Source organism: Microbispora sp. H10885, assembly GCF_014161415.1.
Lineage (GTDB): Bacteria > Actinomycetota > Actinomycetes > Streptosporangiales > Streptosporangiaceae > Microbispora > Microbispora triticiradicis.
This window is the reverse complement of the sequence record NZ_JABBWY010000004.1, coordinates 317,453-334,693: the sequence shown is the minus strand read 5'-3', so window position 1 is coordinate 334,693 and position 17,241 is coordinate 317,453. Positions and strand designations below refer to the sequence as shown.

15 protein-coding genes are annotated in these 17,241 nt (G+C 71.7%); 4 read left to right on the top strand and 11 right to left on the bottom strand.

Going from position 1 to position 17,241, the window contains the following annotated elements; translation table 11 throughout:
- Nucleotides 1-7 precede the first annotated feature (7 nt).
- Together HHX37_RS12770 and HHX37_RS12765 are read left to right on the top strand one after the other, a co-directional pair.
- Complete coding sequence (locus HHX37_RS12770; RefSeq protein WP_182885510.1) at nt 8-1,522, top strand: LCP family protein; 1,515 nt, start codon at nt 8-10, stop codon at nt 1,520-1,522.
- A gap of 239 nt (nt 1,523-1,761) precedes the next feature.
- Nucleotides 1,762-2,517 (top strand): hypothetical protein, encoded by a 756-nt coding sequence (locus HHX37_RS12765; protein WP_182879752.1) that lies wholly within the window; start codon nt 1,762-1,764, stop codon nt 2,515-2,517.
- Nucleotides 2,518-2,564: 47 nt separating this feature from the next.
- Here the strand turns inward: HHX37_RS12765 and HHX37_RS12760 are convergent, their stop codons facing one another.
- The 6 genes from HHX37_RS12760 to HHX37_RS12735 form a co-directional block, all read right to left on the bottom strand.
- Nucleotides 2,565-3,848 carry an AbrB family transcriptional regulator gene (locus tag HHX37_RS12760; RefSeq protein WP_182885509.1) on the bottom strand — a complete coding sequence of 428 codons (1,284 nt, stop codon included), beginning with the start codon at nt 3,846-3,848 and terminating at the stop codon, nt 2,565-2,567.
- A 182-nt stretch (nt 3,849-4,030) separates the two neighbouring features.
- The gene (locus HHX37_RS12755) at nt 4,031-4,978 is read right to left on the bottom strand and encodes a hypothetical protein (protein ID WP_182879750.1); all 948 of its coding nucleotides are present in this window, start codon (nt 4,976-4,978) and stop codon (nt 4,031-4,033) included.
- Between the two features lie 55 nt (nt 4,979-5,033).
- On the bottom strand, nt 5,034-6,173 hold the full coding sequence (locus tag HHX37_RS12750) for a winged helix DNA-binding domain-containing protein (protein ID WP_182885508.1): 1,140 nt from the start codon (nt 6,171-6,173) through the stop codon (nt 5,034-5,036).
- Between the two features lie 59 nt (nt 6,174-6,232).
- The gene (locus tag HHX37_RS12745) at nt 6,233-7,366 is read right to left on the bottom strand and encodes a methyltransferase domain-containing protein (protein WP_182885507.1); all 1,134 of its coding nucleotides are present in this window, start codon (nt 7,364-7,366) and stop codon (nt 6,233-6,235) included.
- A gap of 91 nt (nt 7,367-7,457) precedes the next feature.
- Nucleotides 7,458-8,573, bottom strand: a complete 1,116-nt coding sequence (locus tag HHX37_RS12740; RefSeq protein WP_182885506.1) for a sensor histidine kinase — start codon at nt 8,571-8,573, stop codon at nt 7,458-7,460.
- Nucleotides 8,570-9,232, bottom strand: coding sequence for a response regulator transcription factor (locus HHX37_RS12735; protein WP_182885505.1), 663 nt, complete (start codon nt 9,230-9,232; stop codon nt 8,570-8,572). Before HHX37_RS12735 ends, HHX37_RS12740 begins: the two co-directional genes overlap by 4 nt.
- A 139-nt stretch (nt 9,233-9,371) precedes the next feature.
- On the opposite strand from HHX37_RS12735, the gene HHX37_RS12730 reads away from it, so the two are divergent.
- A complete protein-coding gene (locus HHX37_RS12730) occupies nt 9,372-10,889 on the top strand; it encodes a hypothetical protein (protein WP_182885504.1) in 1,518 nt (505 codons plus the stop codon).
- Between the two features lie 54 nt (nt 10,890-10,943).
- On the opposite strand, the gene HHX37_RS12725 is transcribed toward HHX37_RS12730, so the two are convergent.
- The 3 genes from HHX37_RS12725 to HHX37_RS12715 form a co-directional block, all read right to left on the bottom strand.
- The gene (locus tag HHX37_RS12725; protein WP_182885503.1) at nt 10,944-12,170 is read right to left on the bottom strand and encodes an RNA polymerase sigma factor; all 1,227 of its coding nucleotides are present in this window, start codon (nt 12,168-12,170) and stop codon (nt 10,944-10,946) included.
- Nucleotides 12,171-12,195: 25 nt separating this feature from the next.
- Nucleotides 12,196-12,567 (bottom strand): YciI family protein, encoded by a 372-nt coding sequence (locus HHX37_RS12720; RefSeq protein WP_182885502.1) that lies wholly within the window; start codon nt 12,565-12,567, stop codon nt 12,196-12,198.
- A gap of 140 nt (nt 12,568-12,707) precedes the next feature.
- A complete protein-coding gene (locus tag HHX37_RS12715) occupies nt 12,708-13,871 on the bottom strand; it encodes an acyl-CoA dehydrogenase family protein (RefSeq protein WP_111698244.1) in 1,164 nt (387 codons plus the stop codon).
- Nucleotides 13,872-14,104: 233 nt separating this feature from the next.
- Between HHX37_RS12715 and HHX37_RS12710 the strand changes: the two genes are divergently transcribed.
- Entirely contained in the window at nt 14,105-15,418 is a 1,314-nt protein-coding gene (locus HHX37_RS12710) for a UDP-glucose dehydrogenase family protein (protein WP_182885501.1), read from the top strand.
- 76 nt (nt 15,419-15,494) lie between these two features.
- Here HHX37_RS12710 and purE read toward each other — a convergent pair whose 3' ends face one another.
- Nucleotides 15,495-16,022, bottom strand: coding sequence for a 5-(carboxyamino)imidazole ribonucleotide mutase (purE, locus tag HHX37_RS12705; protein WP_182885500.1), 528 nt, complete (start codon nt 16,020-16,022; stop codon nt 15,495-15,497).
- Nucleotides 16,015-17,160 (bottom strand): 5-(carboxyamino)imidazole ribonucleotide synthase, encoded by a 1,146-nt coding sequence (locus HHX37_RS12700; protein WP_182885499.1) that lies wholly within the window; start codon nt 17,158-17,160, stop codon nt 16,015-16,017. Before HHX37_RS12700 ends, purE begins: the two co-directional genes overlap by 8 nt.
- Nucleotides 17,161-17,241: the final 81 nt, after the last annotated feature.

Sequence of the window (17,241 nt, the reverse complement as noted above, 5' to 3'; positions counted from 1 at the left end):
GACGGGAATGCCCGGCGACGATCAGGAGGACTCCGGCGTCCGTATAGGCGGCGACGGGTACGGCGGAGTGCGGCTGACGGCACAGCGCGCCCGCCGCCGCGGGAGCAACCTCCGATCCCTGGTCATCTCGGGCGCGCTCTCCGGGATCGTGCTGGTCGGCTCGGGTGTGCTGTGGGCGGTGCCCAACTTCGCCTCCGACCGCATCCAGTCGGTGGACGCGGGCACGAGCGAGTCCTCGTCACGGGGCGCGATGAACATCCTGCTCGTCGGCGTGGACAGGCGCGACAACCTGAGCAGGCGCCAGCAGGTCCAACTCCACCTCGGCCGCGACGTCGGCGAGCGCACCGACACGATGATGGTGCTCCACCTGTCGGAGGACCACAGCAGAGTGACCGTCGTCAGCCTGCCGAGGGACACCTGGACGACGATCCCCGGCAAGGGCGACCACAAGATCAACTCCGCGTACCAGTTCGGCGGGCCGAAGCTGACCGTCAAGACGGTGGAGCAGGTGACCGGCCTGCGCATCAACCACTACGTCGAGGTGAACGTCCTCGGGTTCATCGGCGTGGTGGAGTCACTCGGCGGCGTCACCGTCTGCACGCCGGTGGCCATCGACGACTCCAAGACGAAGCTCAACCTGCGGCCGGGGACGTACACCCTGGACGGGGTCAACGCGCTCGCGTACGCCCGCACGAGGGCCACGGCCCGGTCCGACCTCGACCGCATCGACCGGCAGCAGCAGGTCGTCTCGGCGCTGCTCGACAAGGCGCTGAGCGGCGGCACGCTGGCCAACCCGGCCAAGCTCGCCGGGTTCCTCGACTCCACGTTCAAGACGCTCACGGTGGACCCGGCCCTGCAGAAGGACCTGCTCGGCATGGTCAGCCAGTTCAGGGACGTCTCGACCGACGACGTGTCGTTCGCGACCGTGCCGCTGGCCGACGTGAACTACCGCTCGCCCACGGGCGAGTCGGCGGTGCTGTGGGACAAGCCGGCCGCCCGTGAGCTGTTCCGGCGGATCGACGCCGACCAGCCCCTCGTGGAGCCGCCGGCGAAGGCGTCCGCGTCCGCGAAGCCGTCGGCCTCCCCCACGGCCCCGGCGAGTCCCGCGGCCTCGCCGGGGGCGCTCACCATCCCGCCCGCGCGGATCTCGGTCAAGGTGCTCAACGGCACGCTCGTCACCGGCCTCGGCGCGGCCACGAAGGCCAAGCTCGTCGAGGCGGGGTTCATGGTGCCGTCGCCCCCCGGCGACACGGCCCGGCGCGACTTCGCGAACACGGTCGTGCGCTACCCGCCCGGCCGCGAGGACTCGGCCCGTACGGTGGCCGCCGCCATCCCGGGAGCGGAACTGCGCGAGCAGCCGGACGTGACCGGCATCGAGGTGGTCGTGGGCCAGAAGAACCACGACGTGAAGAAGGTGACCGTGACGGCGGCCCCCACCGCGTCCTCCACCGGGGCCCCTGCCTCGACGCCCGTGGCGACCCCCTCGGCCCGCACCGCGACCCAGAACATCTGCAAAAAGTGACCCTCGCCGGCCCCGGTGAAAGGCACATCGGAATTCCGGTTCGTGGATAACTCGTACACCAGACGGCACTGAACGCACCTCCGGGAATTCTCGGAACCCGCATAACGCTCCGCACGTTGAACCAGGCGACCGAACCATGAAGACGACGGAATCGGGGCCGATCGTCCGCGTCGAAGGTGACGACCGACGAGTGCGCGGACAACAGATGTCGAACGGCGACGTGACCACGGAGCACTCCCATGTCAGACCCCCTGCGGCTGGCGGTGCGCGTCATCGCGGTACTGATGATCCTCGCGGCCCCCGCCGCCTGCACGGACGAGACCACTGAGATCACTTTTCAACCGACCGTCCTGCCCGTGAAACTGAAATGGTCGGACGGGGACGTCGGCGTGGAGGGCGACGTCGGCCTCGTCACACCGGTCGGCAAAATCGAACTGAACGCCGGCCTTCCCCTGCCCGACACCGGCGGCAGGTCCATCTATGTCATCTTCCGGGACAAGCGGGCCTCGGTCGACGACGTCTACCGGGTCAAGAGTGGCGCCGGAACGTTCCACGCAGTGGTCGACGGCACCACCGACTTCTCGGTCGACGACCAGCGCGTGGTCATCGAAGTCCTCCGGGGGACCGCCAAGACGATCGAATTCAAGAAAGCGGAACGGGTGCCCGTCCAGAAGGGCACCGGTGTCATCCACAAGTGGACCGAGTACTGGCAGACGACCTTCCACCGCCCGTTCTCGTGGTCACGATGGGCGTACGACGACTCCACCATGCACGACTGGCCTCCGCTGGGATTCGTGTGGTTCCTGGTCCGCCTCGTCGTCGCGATCGTCCTCGGCGTGATCGACCTGCTTCTGTTCGTCGTGCAGGTCCTGGCCGCGATCGCCTTCGCCCTCGCGGGGACCGTCGCGATGAACGTCGTGTACGGCGTGGCGGCCCTGGTCTTCCTCCTGGTCCTGCTCGGTTTCGTCTCACTGCTGTCCACATCCTTACCCTGAGATCACTGACAGCCGACGTGATCTCCACTGACCCGACGCCCTCAACGTCATGGAGAGCCCGACCTCGCGGAGGTGAGCCGTGCCCTGGGCGGCGCGGGCGCGGGGGTCCGGCGGGGCCGCGCGGGGCCGCGGAGCACGGACAGGGCGAACCGGACCAGCAGGGGCGCGAGCAGCGCCATGAGGAAGAGCCTGAAGCTCTGCACACCGGAGATCAGTGAGACGTCGGCGTCGGTGACGACGGCGGTGGTCAGCACGGCGTTGATCCCGCCGGGCGTGGTGGCCAGGTAGGCGTCGGAGAACGGGATGTCCAGGATCCGCGCCAGGCCGGCCGCCAGCACGGCGCATCCCCCACTCACCACCGCCGTCAGGGCGAGGAGCACCGGCAGCAGCGAGCGCACCCTGCGCAGCGTGTGCCGGGTGAAACGCAGGCCCACGTCGAGGCCGACCAGGGTGAACAGGGCCGTTCTCAGCGCGCCCGCCGGGGCGTACGCCGGCGGCGCGTCCATCGGGACGATCTCCGTCAGCGTGCCGGTCAACGTGACCAGCGCCGTGCCCACGGCGGTGAGGAGCATCGGGCCGAGCAGCGCCGGACACGGCAGCCGCGTCTTCCTGCCCAGGAACACGCCGAGGGCCGCGACGGCCGCCAGGAGCAGGAGCCCCACCCCCTGATGGTCGCCCGCGACGAACCGCCCCCACTCATGGGTGGCGACCGGCGCCTCGCGCGCGCTCTTTCCGCCGGCGACCCAGTCGATGATCACCGGAGCGGTGGCCGCGACCAGGCCGACCCGTAAGTACTGCATGAACGCGACGAGCCGGGTGTCCGCGCCGAGCTCCTCGGCGGAGGCGACCACGGCGGTGGAACCCCCCGCCACCATGCCCAGGGTCGCGCTCGCCCGGTCGACCCCGGCGCGGCGGGCGAGGATCGCCGCCGCGCCGACGCCCATGACGACTGCGGCTCCTGTGACGGTGGTGAGCGGGACGACCGCACCGGCGGTGTCACTCAGGGCTTGCGGGTTCAGGTGCGTGCCCAGCAGGACCCCGAGGAGCGCCTGGGCCACCCGGTTCGCCCACCGCGGCGCCTTGTCGGGCATCACGCCGGTGAGGGCCAGGCAGAGGCCCAGCGCCATCGGCACGAGCAGGTGCGGCGCGGGGATCCGCTGTCCCATCGCCTCGGCCGCGAGACCCCCCGCCGCGAGCGCGGCCGGCCAGCGGAGCGCCCGTACGAGACGCGGGCAGGGCCGGACCGTACGGCTCGCGCTCGGGGAGGTCCTGGAGGACGCCCCGGTGGCCGGACAGGCCTGATCACGAGAGCCGTCTGTCCGAATTGGCATGGATTGAGAACCGCTGAGCACTCTCAACGATGCGGCATCGCGGGTAAAGCCACCGCATGACCCGGCAATGCCACGGTGAGGATTGCCCGTTCTTATCGTCATCAGCGGGAGCGGAGAAACCCCGGGGACGCGTGGGACCACCGATGGCCCGGACCCGCGAGGACATGGTCCGGTGCCGGCCGTCAGGTGGGGAGGACGTAGCCTCCCACGGAGGACGGGATCACGAAGGAGTCGATCCGCGTCAACCGGTGCGTCGTGCGGTTCAACCGGTACCAGGTGTGGAGCCTGCGCTCCTCGCCGCCGACCCGGCGGTCGGAGCGGGTCAGGACGTCGATGTGACCGGCCTTGTCCCAGCGCGCCCGCAGAGCGTCCTCCCCCGTACGGAGCCGGATGGTGATCGTGCTCTTCTTGCCGGTGGCGAGGTTGCGGGTGACGACCATGTTCCGGACGGACTTGCCGGTCTTCGTCCACTTGGTGGCGGCCACGGTGACGCCGTCGGGGCCGAGGTCGCCCCGCATGTAGACGGAGCGCCGCAGCTTCACCGACCACGTGCCGGTCGAGTAGAGCACCGCCGTACGGTTGTTCCCCGCCATCATCCGTCTGCCGTCGGGGCCGAAGTCCCAGGTCTGGTATCCCCTGGGCAGGGTGAAGACCTTCCCGGTGGTCGTGTCGGCGACCCGGTCGACCTCCCATTCGGAGGCGTCGACGCCGCGCATGCTGACGTACCGCCCGCCCGGAGAGAGAGTCAGCGCGTTCATCTGGAGGTCGTCCGGCCAGGTCACCCGGGGGATCTCGCGCGCCCTGCCGGTGGCGGCCGTCCAGATCGTGAGCACGCCGTCCTTCCCGCCGAAGTACGCCGCCTGGGCGCCGTCCTGGGAGACCGCGACGACGGCGGCGGCGACGTACTCGTCGTCGCCCACCGTCCTGCGCGCGCCCGGGAGCGCGACGACGCGTCCGTTGCTCAGCCACAGCTTCAACGGCCCGCACGCGTGCCGGCCGCCGTCGCTCTGCAGGCAGGAACCGAGCCCGGCGTAGCGGATCACCGGCTTGGCCGCTGCGGCCTCGGCATGGGGAGTGATCGTGAGTGGGGCGGCGGTCACGACCGCGGCCAGGAGTACCCGGTACGGCATTCCGGCATCTTCGCACACCGTCACGGACGTTCGGATGCAGAAAGCAAGAGATGGTTCAGCCGGGGAGAACCCGCACCTCTGCGGCGGGCAGGTCGGCCCACCAGCGGTCGTAGGCGCGGTAGAGCCGGGTGTCCCGGCCGGTCAGCAGCGCCACCAGCGCCCGGGCCTCCTCGGCGAGCCCCTCCCACGCCTCGGCCGGCAACGGGTGGAAGGCGGTCGCCTCGATTCCGCCCTCGACCTGGCGCCACACCCCCGCGACGTACCCGTCGACCAGCAGCGTCGGCAGCACGTCACCGTTCGTCCGGATCACGAGCCTGCGGTACTCCGGCGGGAGGACGCGGCTCCGGTCGGCGTACGCCAGCAGGACGCTGTCCCACATGGCCATCAGCCGGGGAGGGGCGGGGGTGTCCGCGGCGGGCCGCGGCGCGCCCGGCACGTCGTACAACTCCGCGCCGCCGGGCCCCTCCACCCGCTCCAGTACGGCGGAGAGGGCACCCAGCGCGCCGCGCACCCTGGACCGCTGCACCAGGGCGAACTGCGCCACATCCGCCACCGACGCGGGACCGAAGCCCTCCAGGTAGCGGGTGACCAGCGTCTGCAGGTACTTGTCGGACAGGTCCCTGTCGTACGGCGCCGGCGGCGTCCCCGACGCGATGTACGACGGCCGTGGGCCGAACGACCACGGCCCGCCCATCGGAACGTGCAGCAGCGGCGCGAACGACCGCACCGCCCACCACACCCCTTGCGGCGGGACGGCGAGCCGTTCGGCGAGCCAGGCCTGGACCTCGGCGTTGGTGCGGGGGCGATCCGCGAACTCCAGCAGATCCGGGAGGAGCGCGTCGGCCTCGGCGGCCCCGAGACCGCTCTCCGTGAAGCGGCGGTCGCCGAGCCTCGCGCCGCGCAGCGTCGGCTGCATGGCCGTGTGCATGGTCGGGTGGTCGTCGGCGTGCACCACGTGCAGCGTGATCCGCATCAGCGTCGCCTTGACCAGCGCCCGCCCGGCGAACGCCACGTCGAGGTCGGCCGGGTCGAAGGCGGCGAGCCGGTTCCACAACGCGATGTACGGTGAGGCGGGCTGCTGCGCCTGTAGCGCGACCACGCGCCGGACCGCGTCGACGACGCCGACCGGCTCCCGCCGCAGCAGCAGTTGCCGGGCGAGCGTGGCGCGGTTGAGGTCCTGTGCCGTGATTGTCATGGTGCACAAGGACTGTAACGGACCCCGAACCCTTCATCCGCCCGGAGTGGGGCGGCCGGTCAGGCGATGGTGGCCTGCCACCGCCCGCGCTCCAGCCGGATCGCGCCGTCAGGGCTGATGGTGACCCATGCCCCGTACAGGGGCAGGCTGCCGTCGACGAGCCACTGATGGCGGATCTGGTCGAGAATGTCCCAAAGACGCCGCGGCCCGCCCTGGTGGACGAGCGGGGCCTCGTCGCGCACGCCCTCGGCACGCGCCCAGGAGCCGTCCGCGTGGACCATCCACGCCGTCCGCCGGCCGTCGTCACCCGCCTCGAACCAGTGCGAGACGCCCGGAGCGGTCACCTCCAGCATCGACCGGAGCTCCCACGCCTCGATCACCTCGACCATCGGGTACCGGCCGCGTCCGACGTCCTCGCCGTCCTGGTCGCGGATCTCCTCGAACCTGGCGCTGAGCCCGGGCGGATAGTCCTCGCCGTGCCGGGTCGTCATGAACCCCGCCCGATCCCACTGCACCCGCCCGAAGGCGCCGCCGTCGCCGGTCCTGTCCGCGACGATGATGATCATCGTGTTCGCGATCGTCGTGACGAGGCGCCCACCGGGACGCAGCGCCGCCAGCCAGCTCGCCGGGACCGGCCGTACGGACACCATGGCCGCGATGCGGTCGAACGTCCCCGGCAGGGGCCCGGTGGCGTCACAGGTGACGACCCGCGGGTGCAGGCCGATCCTGTCGAGCCGCTCGGTCGCGGCCTCGGTCAGGTAGGCGTCCAGGTCCACGCTCGTCACGTGCCGATCGCCGAGCCGCCGGGTGAGCAACGCGGCGCCGTACCCGGAGCCGACACCGACGTCGAGCACGTCGACGCCGTCCTGGATGTCGGCGTGCTGGTACATGCGCACGGCCAGGCCGGGCAGAGTCGAGGACGACGTCGGCAGTCCGGCCGGGTGATCCTCGCCCGTGGCATGGTCGGCGTGTGACGACCCGACCCGGGTCACGAGCGACACGTCGGAGAAGGCCGCCTTCAGCCATTCCCGCTCGTCGGCCGGCCCGTCCCGCAGCGTCCAGAGTCCGCCGCGGTGTTCCCACCATCTCGGGACGAACAACTGGCGCGGCGTGGTGGCCACCGGACCGCGCCAGCGCGAGGCGGGCCGGGTGACGTCGGCGGCGAGCCGTGCGGCGTGCTGTTCCCAGGTCATCGTTCCCTCGTCGTGTCCGGGTCGCGGAAGCGCGGGTCACAAGCGGGCCGGTCCGGCGTCGTCCCCGCCCTCCTTCACCGGTCCGGCGCCCTCATTGTCCCTGGCTTGGAGGAGAACCGTGCGTGAACCGCACGGTGATGGACAGGCCTCCTTCGGGGCGTGCGCGGGCGGCCAGGGTGGCGTGGTGAGCCTGGGTGACGGCGCTGACGATGGCGAGGCCGAGGCCGTACCCGTCGCGGCCGTGCCGTTCGGGCGCCAGTTTCTGGAAGGGTTGGAAAAGTCGCTGGATCTGGTCCTCGGGGACGACCGGCCCGCTGTTGACGACCGTGAGGGCCACCTGCGTGCCGGAGGTCCGCGTCGTGACCTTCACGTGCCCGCCTGCGTGGTTGTGGCGGATGGCGTTGTCGACGAGGTTGGCGACGAGGCTTTCGAGCAGTCCCGGGTCTCCGGCCGTCACCGCGGGCGTCAGGTGGCTGGTGAGGTCGACGCCTCTCCGCGTCGCCTGGTCACGACGGGAGGCGAGCACTCCTCCGGCGACGTCGGCGAGGTCGAGGGTGTCCCAACGGGTGACGCCGCGCTCGCTGGTGGCCAGGGCGAGCAGCGCTTCGACGAGCCGCTCCTGGTATCCGCCCAGAGCGAGGGCCTCCTGGCAGGCCGAGCGCAGGGTGCCGGCGTCGGCGTCGGGGTCGGCGAGGGCGACTTCGAGGAGGGTGCGCAGGCCGGCGAGAGGGGTGCGCAACTCGTGGGAGGCGTTGGCGACGAAGTGGCGCTGGGCGTCGAAGGAGGCTTCGAGCCGGGCGAACAGGTCGTCCAGGGTGTGACCGAGTTCGGTCAGCTCGTCCGTGGGCTCGCCGAGGTCCAGGCGCCGGTGGAGGTTCCCTGCGGAGATGACTTGAGCCGTGGCGGTGATGGCGCGCAGCGGGTCCAGGAACCGGCCGGCGACGTACCAGCCGAGGGCCAGGGCGACGGGAACCAGGACGACCAGGGCGACGGCGGACCCGGTGAGGAGTTGGGGCAGGCCGATCCCGGACTCCGTCTCGGTGACGGTGCTCGGTTCGGGCAGGCCCGCTGGCCTGGTCTCCTGGATGCCGGCGAGCGGGAGGTCGACGAAGACGAGCACCAGGACTCCCGCGGCGTAGACGCCCGCCGCGTAGACGAGTGCGAGCCTCTTCCGCAGGGACCTTCTGGCGAGTTTCCGGGAGGTCATGCCGGCCCGATGCGGTAGCCGCCTTCGCGGATGGTCTCGATCACAGGCGGGTCGCCGAGTTTGACCCTCAACCGGTGCATGGTGTGCTTGACGGCGCTGCTGAAGGGGTCGGCGGCCTCGTCCCACACGCGTTCGAGCAGTTCCTCGGCGGAGATGACCAGGCCGGGTACGGCGAGCAGGCATTCGAGCAGGGCGAACTCCCTGGGGCTCAGGTCGAGGCGCCGGCCCGCCCGGGACGCGACACGGCGGGCGGGATCGAGGGTGATGTCGCCGCACGCCAGGGTGGGCGGCAGCGGCGGGGTGGCGCGGCGGGCCAGGGCGCGGACGCGGGCGACCAGTTCCGCGAACGCGAACGGCTTGGGCAGGTAGTCGTCGGCGCCGAGGCCGAGCCCGTCGACGCGGTCCTCGATCGTGCCGGAGGCGGTGAGCATCAGTACGCGGGTCTCGCAGCGACTGTTGGCGAGTCGCCGGCAGATCTCGTCCCCGTGGACACCGGGCAGGTCGCGGTCGAGGATCACCACGTCGTAGCGGGTGACGGCCAGGCGGTCGATGGCGGCGGTTCCGTCCAGGACGACGTCGACGGCCATGCCCTCGCGGCGCAGTCCGGTTCCGATGGAGCGGGCGAGGACCTCGAAGTCTTCGACGACGAGGACCCTCACCGCCGCTCACCGCCGGCCGTCGGGCGGGCGGGGCGGCCGGGTCGAGGTGCCATGTCTCCACGATGCCAGTTCCCCGGTCGCAGCCGGGTCGCGGCGGCCGCGACCCGGCTGGAACCGGGTGCCCCGTACAACCGTCGCCATGAATCCACTGAAGCCTCGCCGGCTCGGCCGGCAGGACGGTTTTCCCGGGGCGCTGCACGCGGAGTGGAGCAGGTTCCGCACCAGGCGCGGCTGGGTGCTCGCCATGGCGGCCTCCGTGCTGGTCACCGTGTCGCTCGGACTGCTGATCGCCGGGGGCGTCCGCAGCACGTGCGTGACCGGGAAGGGCGAGGGCCCCTGCCCCGCGCCTCTGGTGGGCCCCGACGGCACGGCGGTCAGCGACAAGTACTACTTCGTGCACCAGCCGCTCAAGGGGAACGGCGCCCTCACCGCCCGGGTGTCGGACCTGACCGGGCAGATGCGGATGCCGGACGCCGTCCCCGGGGTGCGCAACGTCAAGGAGGGGGCCGTGCCGTGGGCGAAGGCCGGGCTCCTGGTCAGGCAGAGCCTCACGCAGGGCACACCATACGCCGCCGTGATGCTCACCGGAGAGCACGGCGTACGGATGCAGTACGACTACACCCACGACGTGGCCGGTGATCCTCACGACGGCCCGCGGTGGCTGCGACTGACCAGGTCGGGCGAGACCGTCACCGGCTACGAGTCGGACGACGGCAGGACGTGGACCGAGGTCGGCACGGTCACGCTGACCGGACTGCCCGAGACGGTCGAGATCGGGCTGTTCGCGACCTCGCCAGGGGTGCTGTGGAAGACGGCAGAGGCCTTCGCCCAGGCCACCGCCACCTTCGACCAGATCACATTGCAGGGCGCCGACGGTCCGTGGCGCCGCGACGACGTCGGCGCCATCATGGAGGCCGACGGCAGGACGCCGCACCACCCGGGCGGGGCCGTCGAGTCGGGCGGCACGTTCGTCGTGACCGGGGGCGGCGACATCGGGCCCGCCACGATGGAGGGCGGCGTACGCGCCGACCTCATGCTGACCGGCGGGGCCCTGGGACTGATCCCGGTGCTCGTGGCGGCGGTCACGTTCCTCACGGCGGAGCACCGGCGCGCTCAGGTCAGGACCCTGCCGCAGCCGGCGCGGCCGCTGGCGGCCAAAGCCGTCGTGGTCGGCGCGGTCGCGTTCGCGGCGGGGCTGGTGGCCTCGGGGGTCGTGGTCCCCGTCGGCCTGGCGATACTGCGTGCCCACCAGAACCCGGTCCAGCCGATCCCCCTGAGCACCGAACTCCGGGTGATCGTCGGCTACGCGGCGCTGACCGCGGCCGCCGCCGTACTGGCTCTGGGCCTCGCCGCGCTGGTCAGACGGACCGTCGTCGCCGTCGGGCTGGCCGTCGCGCTGATCGTCGTGCCCTACCTGCTGGCCACCGTGGGCCTGCCGTCATGGCTGCTGACGATCACCCCGGCCGCCGGGTTCGCGATCACGCAGAGCGTCCCCACCTTCGCCCACGTGGACGTGATCCCTTCACTGCTCGGAGGCTACTACCCGCTCCCGCCATGGGCGGGCTTGGCCGTCACCTGCGGATACGCCGCCCTCGCCCTCGTGGCGGCGACAGCCGTACGCCGCGGACAAGTGCCACCTCCGGGTCCGCTCACCTGAAGGCGCGAGAGCACCGGACCGGACGGCGGAGCCGGAGCGGTCAGCCCGGAGAAGTCAGCCCAGCGAGGCCGCCTTGCGCAGCAGCACCGAGCGTTCGCGCTGGTTGGCGCACAGCCGGGCGGCCAGCTCCAGTTCGGCGCGCGCTTCCGGTCGCCGTCCGAGCCGGGCCAGCAGCTCACCGCGTACGGTCGGGACCAGATGCGAACCGGGGAGCCGGTCCGAGGCGATCAGCTCGTCCACGATGGCCAGAGCCTGCGCCGGGCCCGAGGCCATGGCGACGGCGACAGCCCGGTTGAGCTCGACCACCGGCGAGGGTGCGACCCGGCCGAGTGCCTCGTAGAGCACCACGATCCGGTCCCAGTCGGTCGCCTCCACCGAGGGCGCCGACGCGTGGACGGCGGCGATCGCGGCCTGCAGTCCGTAGGGGCCGAGGCCGCGAGCCGACGCCTTGGCCAGCGCGGCCAGCCCACGGCGGATCGCCGAGAAGTCCCACCGCCGCCGGTCCTGCTCGTCGAGCAGGACCGGCGAACCGTCCGGGCCGGTCCGGGCCGGGAAACGCGCGGCCGTCAGCTCGCACAACGCCAGCAGTCCGTGCACCTCCGGCTCGTCCGGCTGCAGCGCGGCCAGGGTGCGGGCGAGCCGGATCGCCTCGTACGCGACGTCGGGGCGCAGCAGCCGGTCGCCCGACGTGGCCGTCGACCCCTCGGTGAAGATCACGTAGAGGACGCTGAGCACGCCGCCCAGCCGCTCCCGGCGCTCGGCGGCCGGCGGCAGCTCGAACGGCACCCCGGCCGCCGCGATCGTCTTCTTGCCCCGGGTGATGCGGGCCTGCACGGTTGGCACGGGTACGAGGAACGCGCGGGCGATCTCCTCGCTGGACAGGCCGCCGACCACGCGCAGGGTCAGCGCCACCCGGGCCTCCGGGGAGAGCACCGGGTGGCAGCTGACGAACATCAGCGCCAGCACGTCGTCATCGATCCTGTCGGGATCGATCTCCTCGTCAACCGCTGATTCAGCCGCCGAGTCGGCCGCCAGCAGGGCGTATCGGTCCTGGAGGGCGGTCCGGCGGCGGATCGCGTCGATCGCCCGCCGCCGGGCCGTGGCCATGAGCCAGCCGGCCGGATTCGCCGGAGCGGCGAGCGGCCACGACACCAGCGCCTCGGCCACCGCCTCCTGGGCCGCGTCCTCGGCCAGCCCGAAATCGCCGGTGAACCGGGTCAGCGCGGCGACGATCCGCGCCGACTCGATCCGCCAGACGGCCTCGACATCGGCCGTACCCATCAGATCCGGCCCCTGCTCTCGTTGATCACTCGTCGACCTGCGGGACCTCGTCGCTCCCGGGCACCCGCCGGACCTCGATCTTCGACCCGGGGGCCGCTGGGACCCGCTTGGCCCACTCGACCGCCTCCTCTTTCGAGGCGACGTCGAGCAGGAAGAAACCCCCGAACAGTTCCTTGGTCTCGCCGTACGGCCTGTCCGTGACCACCGGGGTCTCGCCGCTGAAGTCGACCACGACGCCCTGGGCCGGATCGTCCAGCCCTTCCGCCGCGAGGAGAACGCCGGCCTTGACCGTCTCCTCGATGAAGCGGTGGGTCCTGGCCATCAACTCCTCGATGTCGGCCATCATGGCCGCGTTCGACTCGTCGGTGCCCCGCATGATCAACAGGTACTTCGACATCGCGTTCTCCTCGTCCGGCGGGGCCGCCTCTCGGCCCTCGCACCCCTACGTCGAACGAGCGGCCCGCGGATCGACACGGCCCCGGAGAAATCTTCCACCACCGCCCGGAGGAGGAAGGCGGAGCCGTCACGAATCAGGGGTTACTTGAGGAGCTGGCGGGCCATGACCATGCGCTGGATCTGGTTGGTGCCCTCGTAGATCTGGGTGATCTTCGCGTCGCGCATCATGCGCTCGACGGGGAAGTCGCGGGTGTAGCCGTACCCGCCGAGGAGCTGGACGGCGTCGGTGGTGATCTCCATGGCGGCGTCGGAGGCGGCGCACTTGGCGGCGCTGGAGAAGAACGTGAGGTCCTTGACCGGCGTGCCGTTCATGGCCAGTTCCGACTTGGCCGCGGCGGCGTAGGTGAGCTGGCGGGCGGCCTCCAGCTTCATCGCCATGTCGGCGACCATGAACTGCAGGCCCTGGAAGTCGGCGATCCGCTTGCCGAACTGCTTGCGCTCCTTGACGTACCCGATCGCGTGGTCCAGCGCGCCCTGGGCGATGCCGAGCGCCTGCGCGGCGATGGTGATGCGGGTGTGGTCCAGGGTGGCGAGGGCGGTCTTGAAGCCGGTGCCCGGCTCGCCGATCATCCGGGACTCGGGGATCCGCACGTTCTCCAGGATGACCTGGCGCGTGGGCGAGCCCTTGATACCCAGCTTCTTCTCCTTCGGCCCGAACGAGACGCCCTCGTCGTCCTTCTCGACCACGAACGCGGAGATGCCGCGGGCGCCGGCCGACGGGTGGGTCACGGCCATGACCGTGTAGTACTCCGACACGCCCGCATTGGTGATCCACATCTTGGTGCCGTTGAGCACGTAGTGGTCGCCGTCGCGCTCGGCCCTGGTCTTCATCGCGGCGGCGTCGGAGCCGGCCTCCGGCTCCGACAGGGCGTAGGAGAACATCGCCTCCCCGGCCGCGACCGGCCGCAGGTAGCGCTGCTTGAGGTCCTCGGACGCAGACAGCAGCAGCGGCACGGTGCCCAGCTTGTTGACGGCAGGGATCAGGGAGGACGAGGCGCAGGCGCGGGCGACCTCCTCGATCACGATCACGGTGGCCAGGGCGTCGGCCCCCGCGCCGCCGTACGCCTCGGGGATGTGCACGGCCTGGAGGTCGGCCGCGACGAGGTCCTTGTAGACCTCCCAGGGGAACTCCTCGTTCTCGTCCGCCGCCGCGGCTCGCGGGGCGATCTTCTCGTCGGCGAGGGCCCGGACGGTCTCCCGGAGCATCTCGTGCTCCTCGGCGGGGGCATAGAGAGGGAAGCTCATGACGCCGATACTAGGACGTCCGACTGGAAAGTTACCAGTCGGTACAACAGCCTTCCTGACAGTGTGCCCTGACAGGGGCCGTAATGCCCGAAGCGCCCGGGACGCATCGACCACCTGGGCATTTGGCCGTACCGTTGGGGCCAAGGCCGCGGTTTGCCCAGGTGGCTGCTCGGGCAGATGACAGGGCCGGTACCATGCCAGATCACGAAGAGTCGGCAAGAGGGGAGCCTGCCGTGCCGTACCGCCTCACCGTGCTGGGGACCGGCTACCTGGGTGCCACGCACGCGGCCTGCATGGCGGAGCTGGGCTTCGAGGTGCTCGGTCTGGACGTGGACGAGAGCAAGATCGAACGACTGCGGCGCGGCGAGCTGCCGATCCACGAGCCCGGGCTCGAGGAGGTCCTGCGCCGCAACCTCGACTCGGGCAGGCTGCGCTTCACCACCTCCTATGAGGAGGTCGCGAAGTTCGGCGACGTCCACTTCGTCTGCGTGGGCACGCCGCAGAAGAAGGGCGAGCGCGCCGCCGACGTCTCCTATCTCGACGCGGTCGTCGAGTCGCTGGCCCCCCACCTGGACCGCGAGTGCCTGGTCGTGGGCAAGTCGACGGTCCCCGTCGGCACCGCCGAGCGCCTGGCCGAGAAGCTCGTACGGCTCGCGCCCGCCGGCACACAGGCCGAGCTGGCCTGGAACCCCGAGTTCCTGCGCGAGGGCTTCGCCGTGCAGGACACCCTCAAGCCGGACCGGATCGTGCTCGGAGTGACCTCCGAACGGGCCGAGAAGATCCTGCGGGACGTCTACGCCCCGCTCGGCGAGGTGCCGATCGTGGTGACCGACTTCCCCACGGCCGAACTGGTCAAGTCGGCCGCGAACGCGTTCCTGGCCACCAAGATCTCGTTCATCAACGCGATGGCGGAGGTCTGCGAGGCCGCCGGCGGCGACGTCACGCAGTTGTCGGCGGCCTTGTCGTACGACGACCGGATCGGCGGCAGGTACCTCAACCCCGGCCTCGGCTTCGGCGGCGGATGCCTGCCCAAGGACATCAGGGCGTTCACCGCCCGGGCGGACGAACTGGGCGCCGGCCACGCGCTCGCCTTCCTGCGGGAGGTCGACGAGATCAACCTGCGGCGCCGCGCCCGGATGGTCGGCCTCGCCGCTGAGGCCCTCGGCGGCTCGTTCGACGGCCGGAGGGTGGCGGTGCTGGGCGCGGCCTTCAAGCCCGACTCCGACGACATCCGCGACTCGCCCGCCCTGTACGTCGCGGTGAAGATCGCCGAGCAGGGCGGGCTGGTGACGCTCTACGACCCCGCGGCCCTGGCCAACGCGCGGGCCGCCCATCCCCACCTCGGGTACGCCGGGTCGGCCCTGGAGGCCGCGAGCGGAGCCGAGGCCGTGCTGCTGCTCACCGAGTGGCGGGAGTTCGTCGCGCTCGACCCCGAGGACCTGGGGGCGGTCGTCGCCGCCCGGGTCATCGTCGACGGCCGCAACGCCCTCGACGCGGAGACGTGGCGGGGCGCGGGCTGGGACTACCGGGCGCTCGGCCGCCCCTGATCACGCTCCCCGTACAGCGTCACGCTCCCCGTACAGCGTCAGGCTCCCCGCACAGGGTCAGACTCCCTGTGTGGGGTCAGGCTTTCCGTGTGAGGTCGGACTCTCCGTGAAGGGCGGCGGCCTCGGCGCGGAGGCGCTCGCCCTTGGCGTGCGCCTGGTCGCGCAGGGCGGCCTGGAACTCCTCCATCCGCCGCCGCAGTCCCTCGTCGGCCGCGGCCAGGATCCGTACGGCGAGCAGTCCCGCGTTCCGGGCGCCGCCGACGGCGACGGTCGCCACGGGCACCCCGGCCGGCATCTGGACGATCGACAGCAGCGAGTCCATCCCGTCGAGATACTTGAGCGGCACCGGGACGCCGATCACCGGCAGCGGGGTGACGGAGGCCAGCATCCCCGGCAGGTGGGCGGCGCCGCCCGCCCCGGCGATGATCACCTTCAGTCCGCGCCCGGCCGCGCGGGAGCCGTACTCGATCATCTCGGCCGGCATCCGGTGCGCGGAGACCACGTCGGCCTCGAAGGACACGCCGAACTCGGCGACCGCCTCGGCGGCCAGGCGCATCACCGGCCAGTCCGAGTCGCTCCCCATGACGATCCCGACGTCAGGCATCCACGGGTCCTCTCAGACAGGTGACGGCGTGGTGGGCACGGGCCCGCACCTCGTCGAGGTCGGTGCCGAGGGCCGTGACGTGCCCGATCTTGCGGCCGGGCCGCACGTCCTTGCCATAGAAATGGATCTTGATACCCGGGTCGTTGGCCAGCACGTGCTCGTACCGGGAGTACACGTCCGGGTCGGGCCCGCCGAGCAGGTTGGCCATGACGACGACCGGCGCGGTCATCGACGGCGACCCGAGCGGCAGGTTCAGCACGGCCCGCAGGTGCTGCTCGAACTGGGACGTACGCGCGCCCTCGATCGTCCAGTGGCCGCTGTTGTGCGGGCGCATGGCCAGCTCGTTGACCACGAGGCCGGTCTTCGTGACGAACATCTCGACCGCGAGGAGCCCGGTCACGCCGAGGTCGCGCGCGATGGTGAGCGCGACGCGCTGGGCGTACGCCGCCTCCTCCTCGCCGAGGCCCGGCGCGGGGGCGATGACCTCGACGCAGATCCCGTCCTGCTGGACCGTCTCCACGACGGGGTAGCTGACGCCCTGGCCGTGCGGCGACCGGGCGACCAGCACGGCGATCTCCCGCTCGAACGGGACGAACGCCTCGGCCATCAGGTCCACGCCGGTGCCGAGCGCCGCTCGCGCCTCTTCCGGAGACGAGCAGACCCACACGCCCCGGCCGTCGTACCCGCCGCGGACCGCCTTCAGCACCACCGGCCAGCCGTGCTCCGCGGCGAACGCCTCGACGCCGGCCAGGTCGTCGACGCGGGCCCAGGCGGGACAGGGCGCGCCGATCGCGGTGAGCCGCTCGCGCATCACCGCCTTGTCCTGCGCGTGGACGAGCGCGTCGGCGCCGGGGTGTACGGCGTGCCCGTCGGCGGCCAGGGCCCGGATGTGCCCGGTCGGCACGTGCTCGTGGTCGAAGGTGACGGCGTCGCACCCCTTGGCGAACTCCCGCAGGTCGGCGAGGTCGCGGTAGTCGCCCAGATGGGTGTCCACGATGACCTTGGCGGCGCTCTCGTCGCGGGCGTTCGCCAGCACGCGCAACTCGATGCCGAGCGCGATCGCGGCCTGCTGGGTCATCCGGGCGAGCTGACCCGCGCCGACCATGCCTACGACGGGGCTCGCAACAGGGTCTGCCACGGGCCGGGAAGGGGAATCCTTCGGGCTGTTCACGACAGGTCAGCCTACCTATTGCCCGCGCGTAAGCCCGCCACGGCCCAG

Excerpts from the sequence above, each read along its gene's own strand:
- HHX37_RS12725 (WP_182885503.1), bottom strand. The coding sequence starts at position 12,170 with ATGGGTACGGCCGATGTCGAGGCCGTCTGGCGGATCGAGTCGGCGCGG.
- HHX37_RS12715 (WP_111698244.1), bottom strand. The coding sequence starts at position 13,871 with ATGAGCTTCCCTCTCTATGCCCCCGCCGAGGAGCACGAGATGCTCCGG.
- HHX37_RS12760 (WP_182885509.1), bottom strand. The coding sequence starts at position 3,848 with ATGCCAATTCGGACAGACGGCTCTCGTGATCAGGCCTGTCCGGCCACC.
- HHX37_RS12750 (WP_182885508.1), bottom strand. The coding sequence starts at position 6,173 with ATGACAATCACGGCACAGGACCTCAACCGCGCCACGCTCGCCCGGCAA.
- HHX37_RS12720 (WP_182885502.1), bottom strand. The coding sequence starts at position 12,567 with ATGTCGAAGTACCTGTTGATCATGCGGGGCACCGACGAGTCGAACGCG.
- HHX37_RS12745 (WP_182885507.1), bottom strand. The coding sequence starts at position 7,366 with ATGACCTGGGAACAGCACGCCGCACGGCTCGCCGCCGACGTCACCCGG.
- HHX37_RS12755 (WP_182879750.1), bottom strand. The coding sequence starts at position 4,978 with ATGCCGTACCGGGTACTCCTGGCCGCGGTCGTGACCGCCGCCCCACTC.
- HHX37_RS12730 (WP_182885504.1), top strand. The coding sequence starts at position 9,372 with ATGAATCCACTGAAGCCTCGCCGGCTCGGCCGGCAGGACGGTTTTCCC.
- HHX37_RS12740 (WP_182885506.1), bottom strand. The coding sequence starts at position 8,573 with ATGACCTCCCGGAAACTCGCCAGAAGGTCCCTGCGGAAGAGGCTCGCA.
- purE (WP_182885500.1), bottom strand. The coding sequence starts at position 16,022 with ATGCCTGACGTCGGGATCGTCATGGGGAGCGACTCGGACTGGCCGGTG.
- HHX37_RS12770 (WP_182885510.1), top strand. The coding sequence starts at position 8 with ATGCCCGGCGACGATCAGGAGGACTCCGGCGTCCGTATAGGCGGCGAC.
- HHX37_RS12765 (WP_182879752.1), top strand. The coding sequence starts at position 1,762 with ATGTCAGACCCCCTGCGGCTGGCGGTGCGCGTCATCGCGGTACTGATG.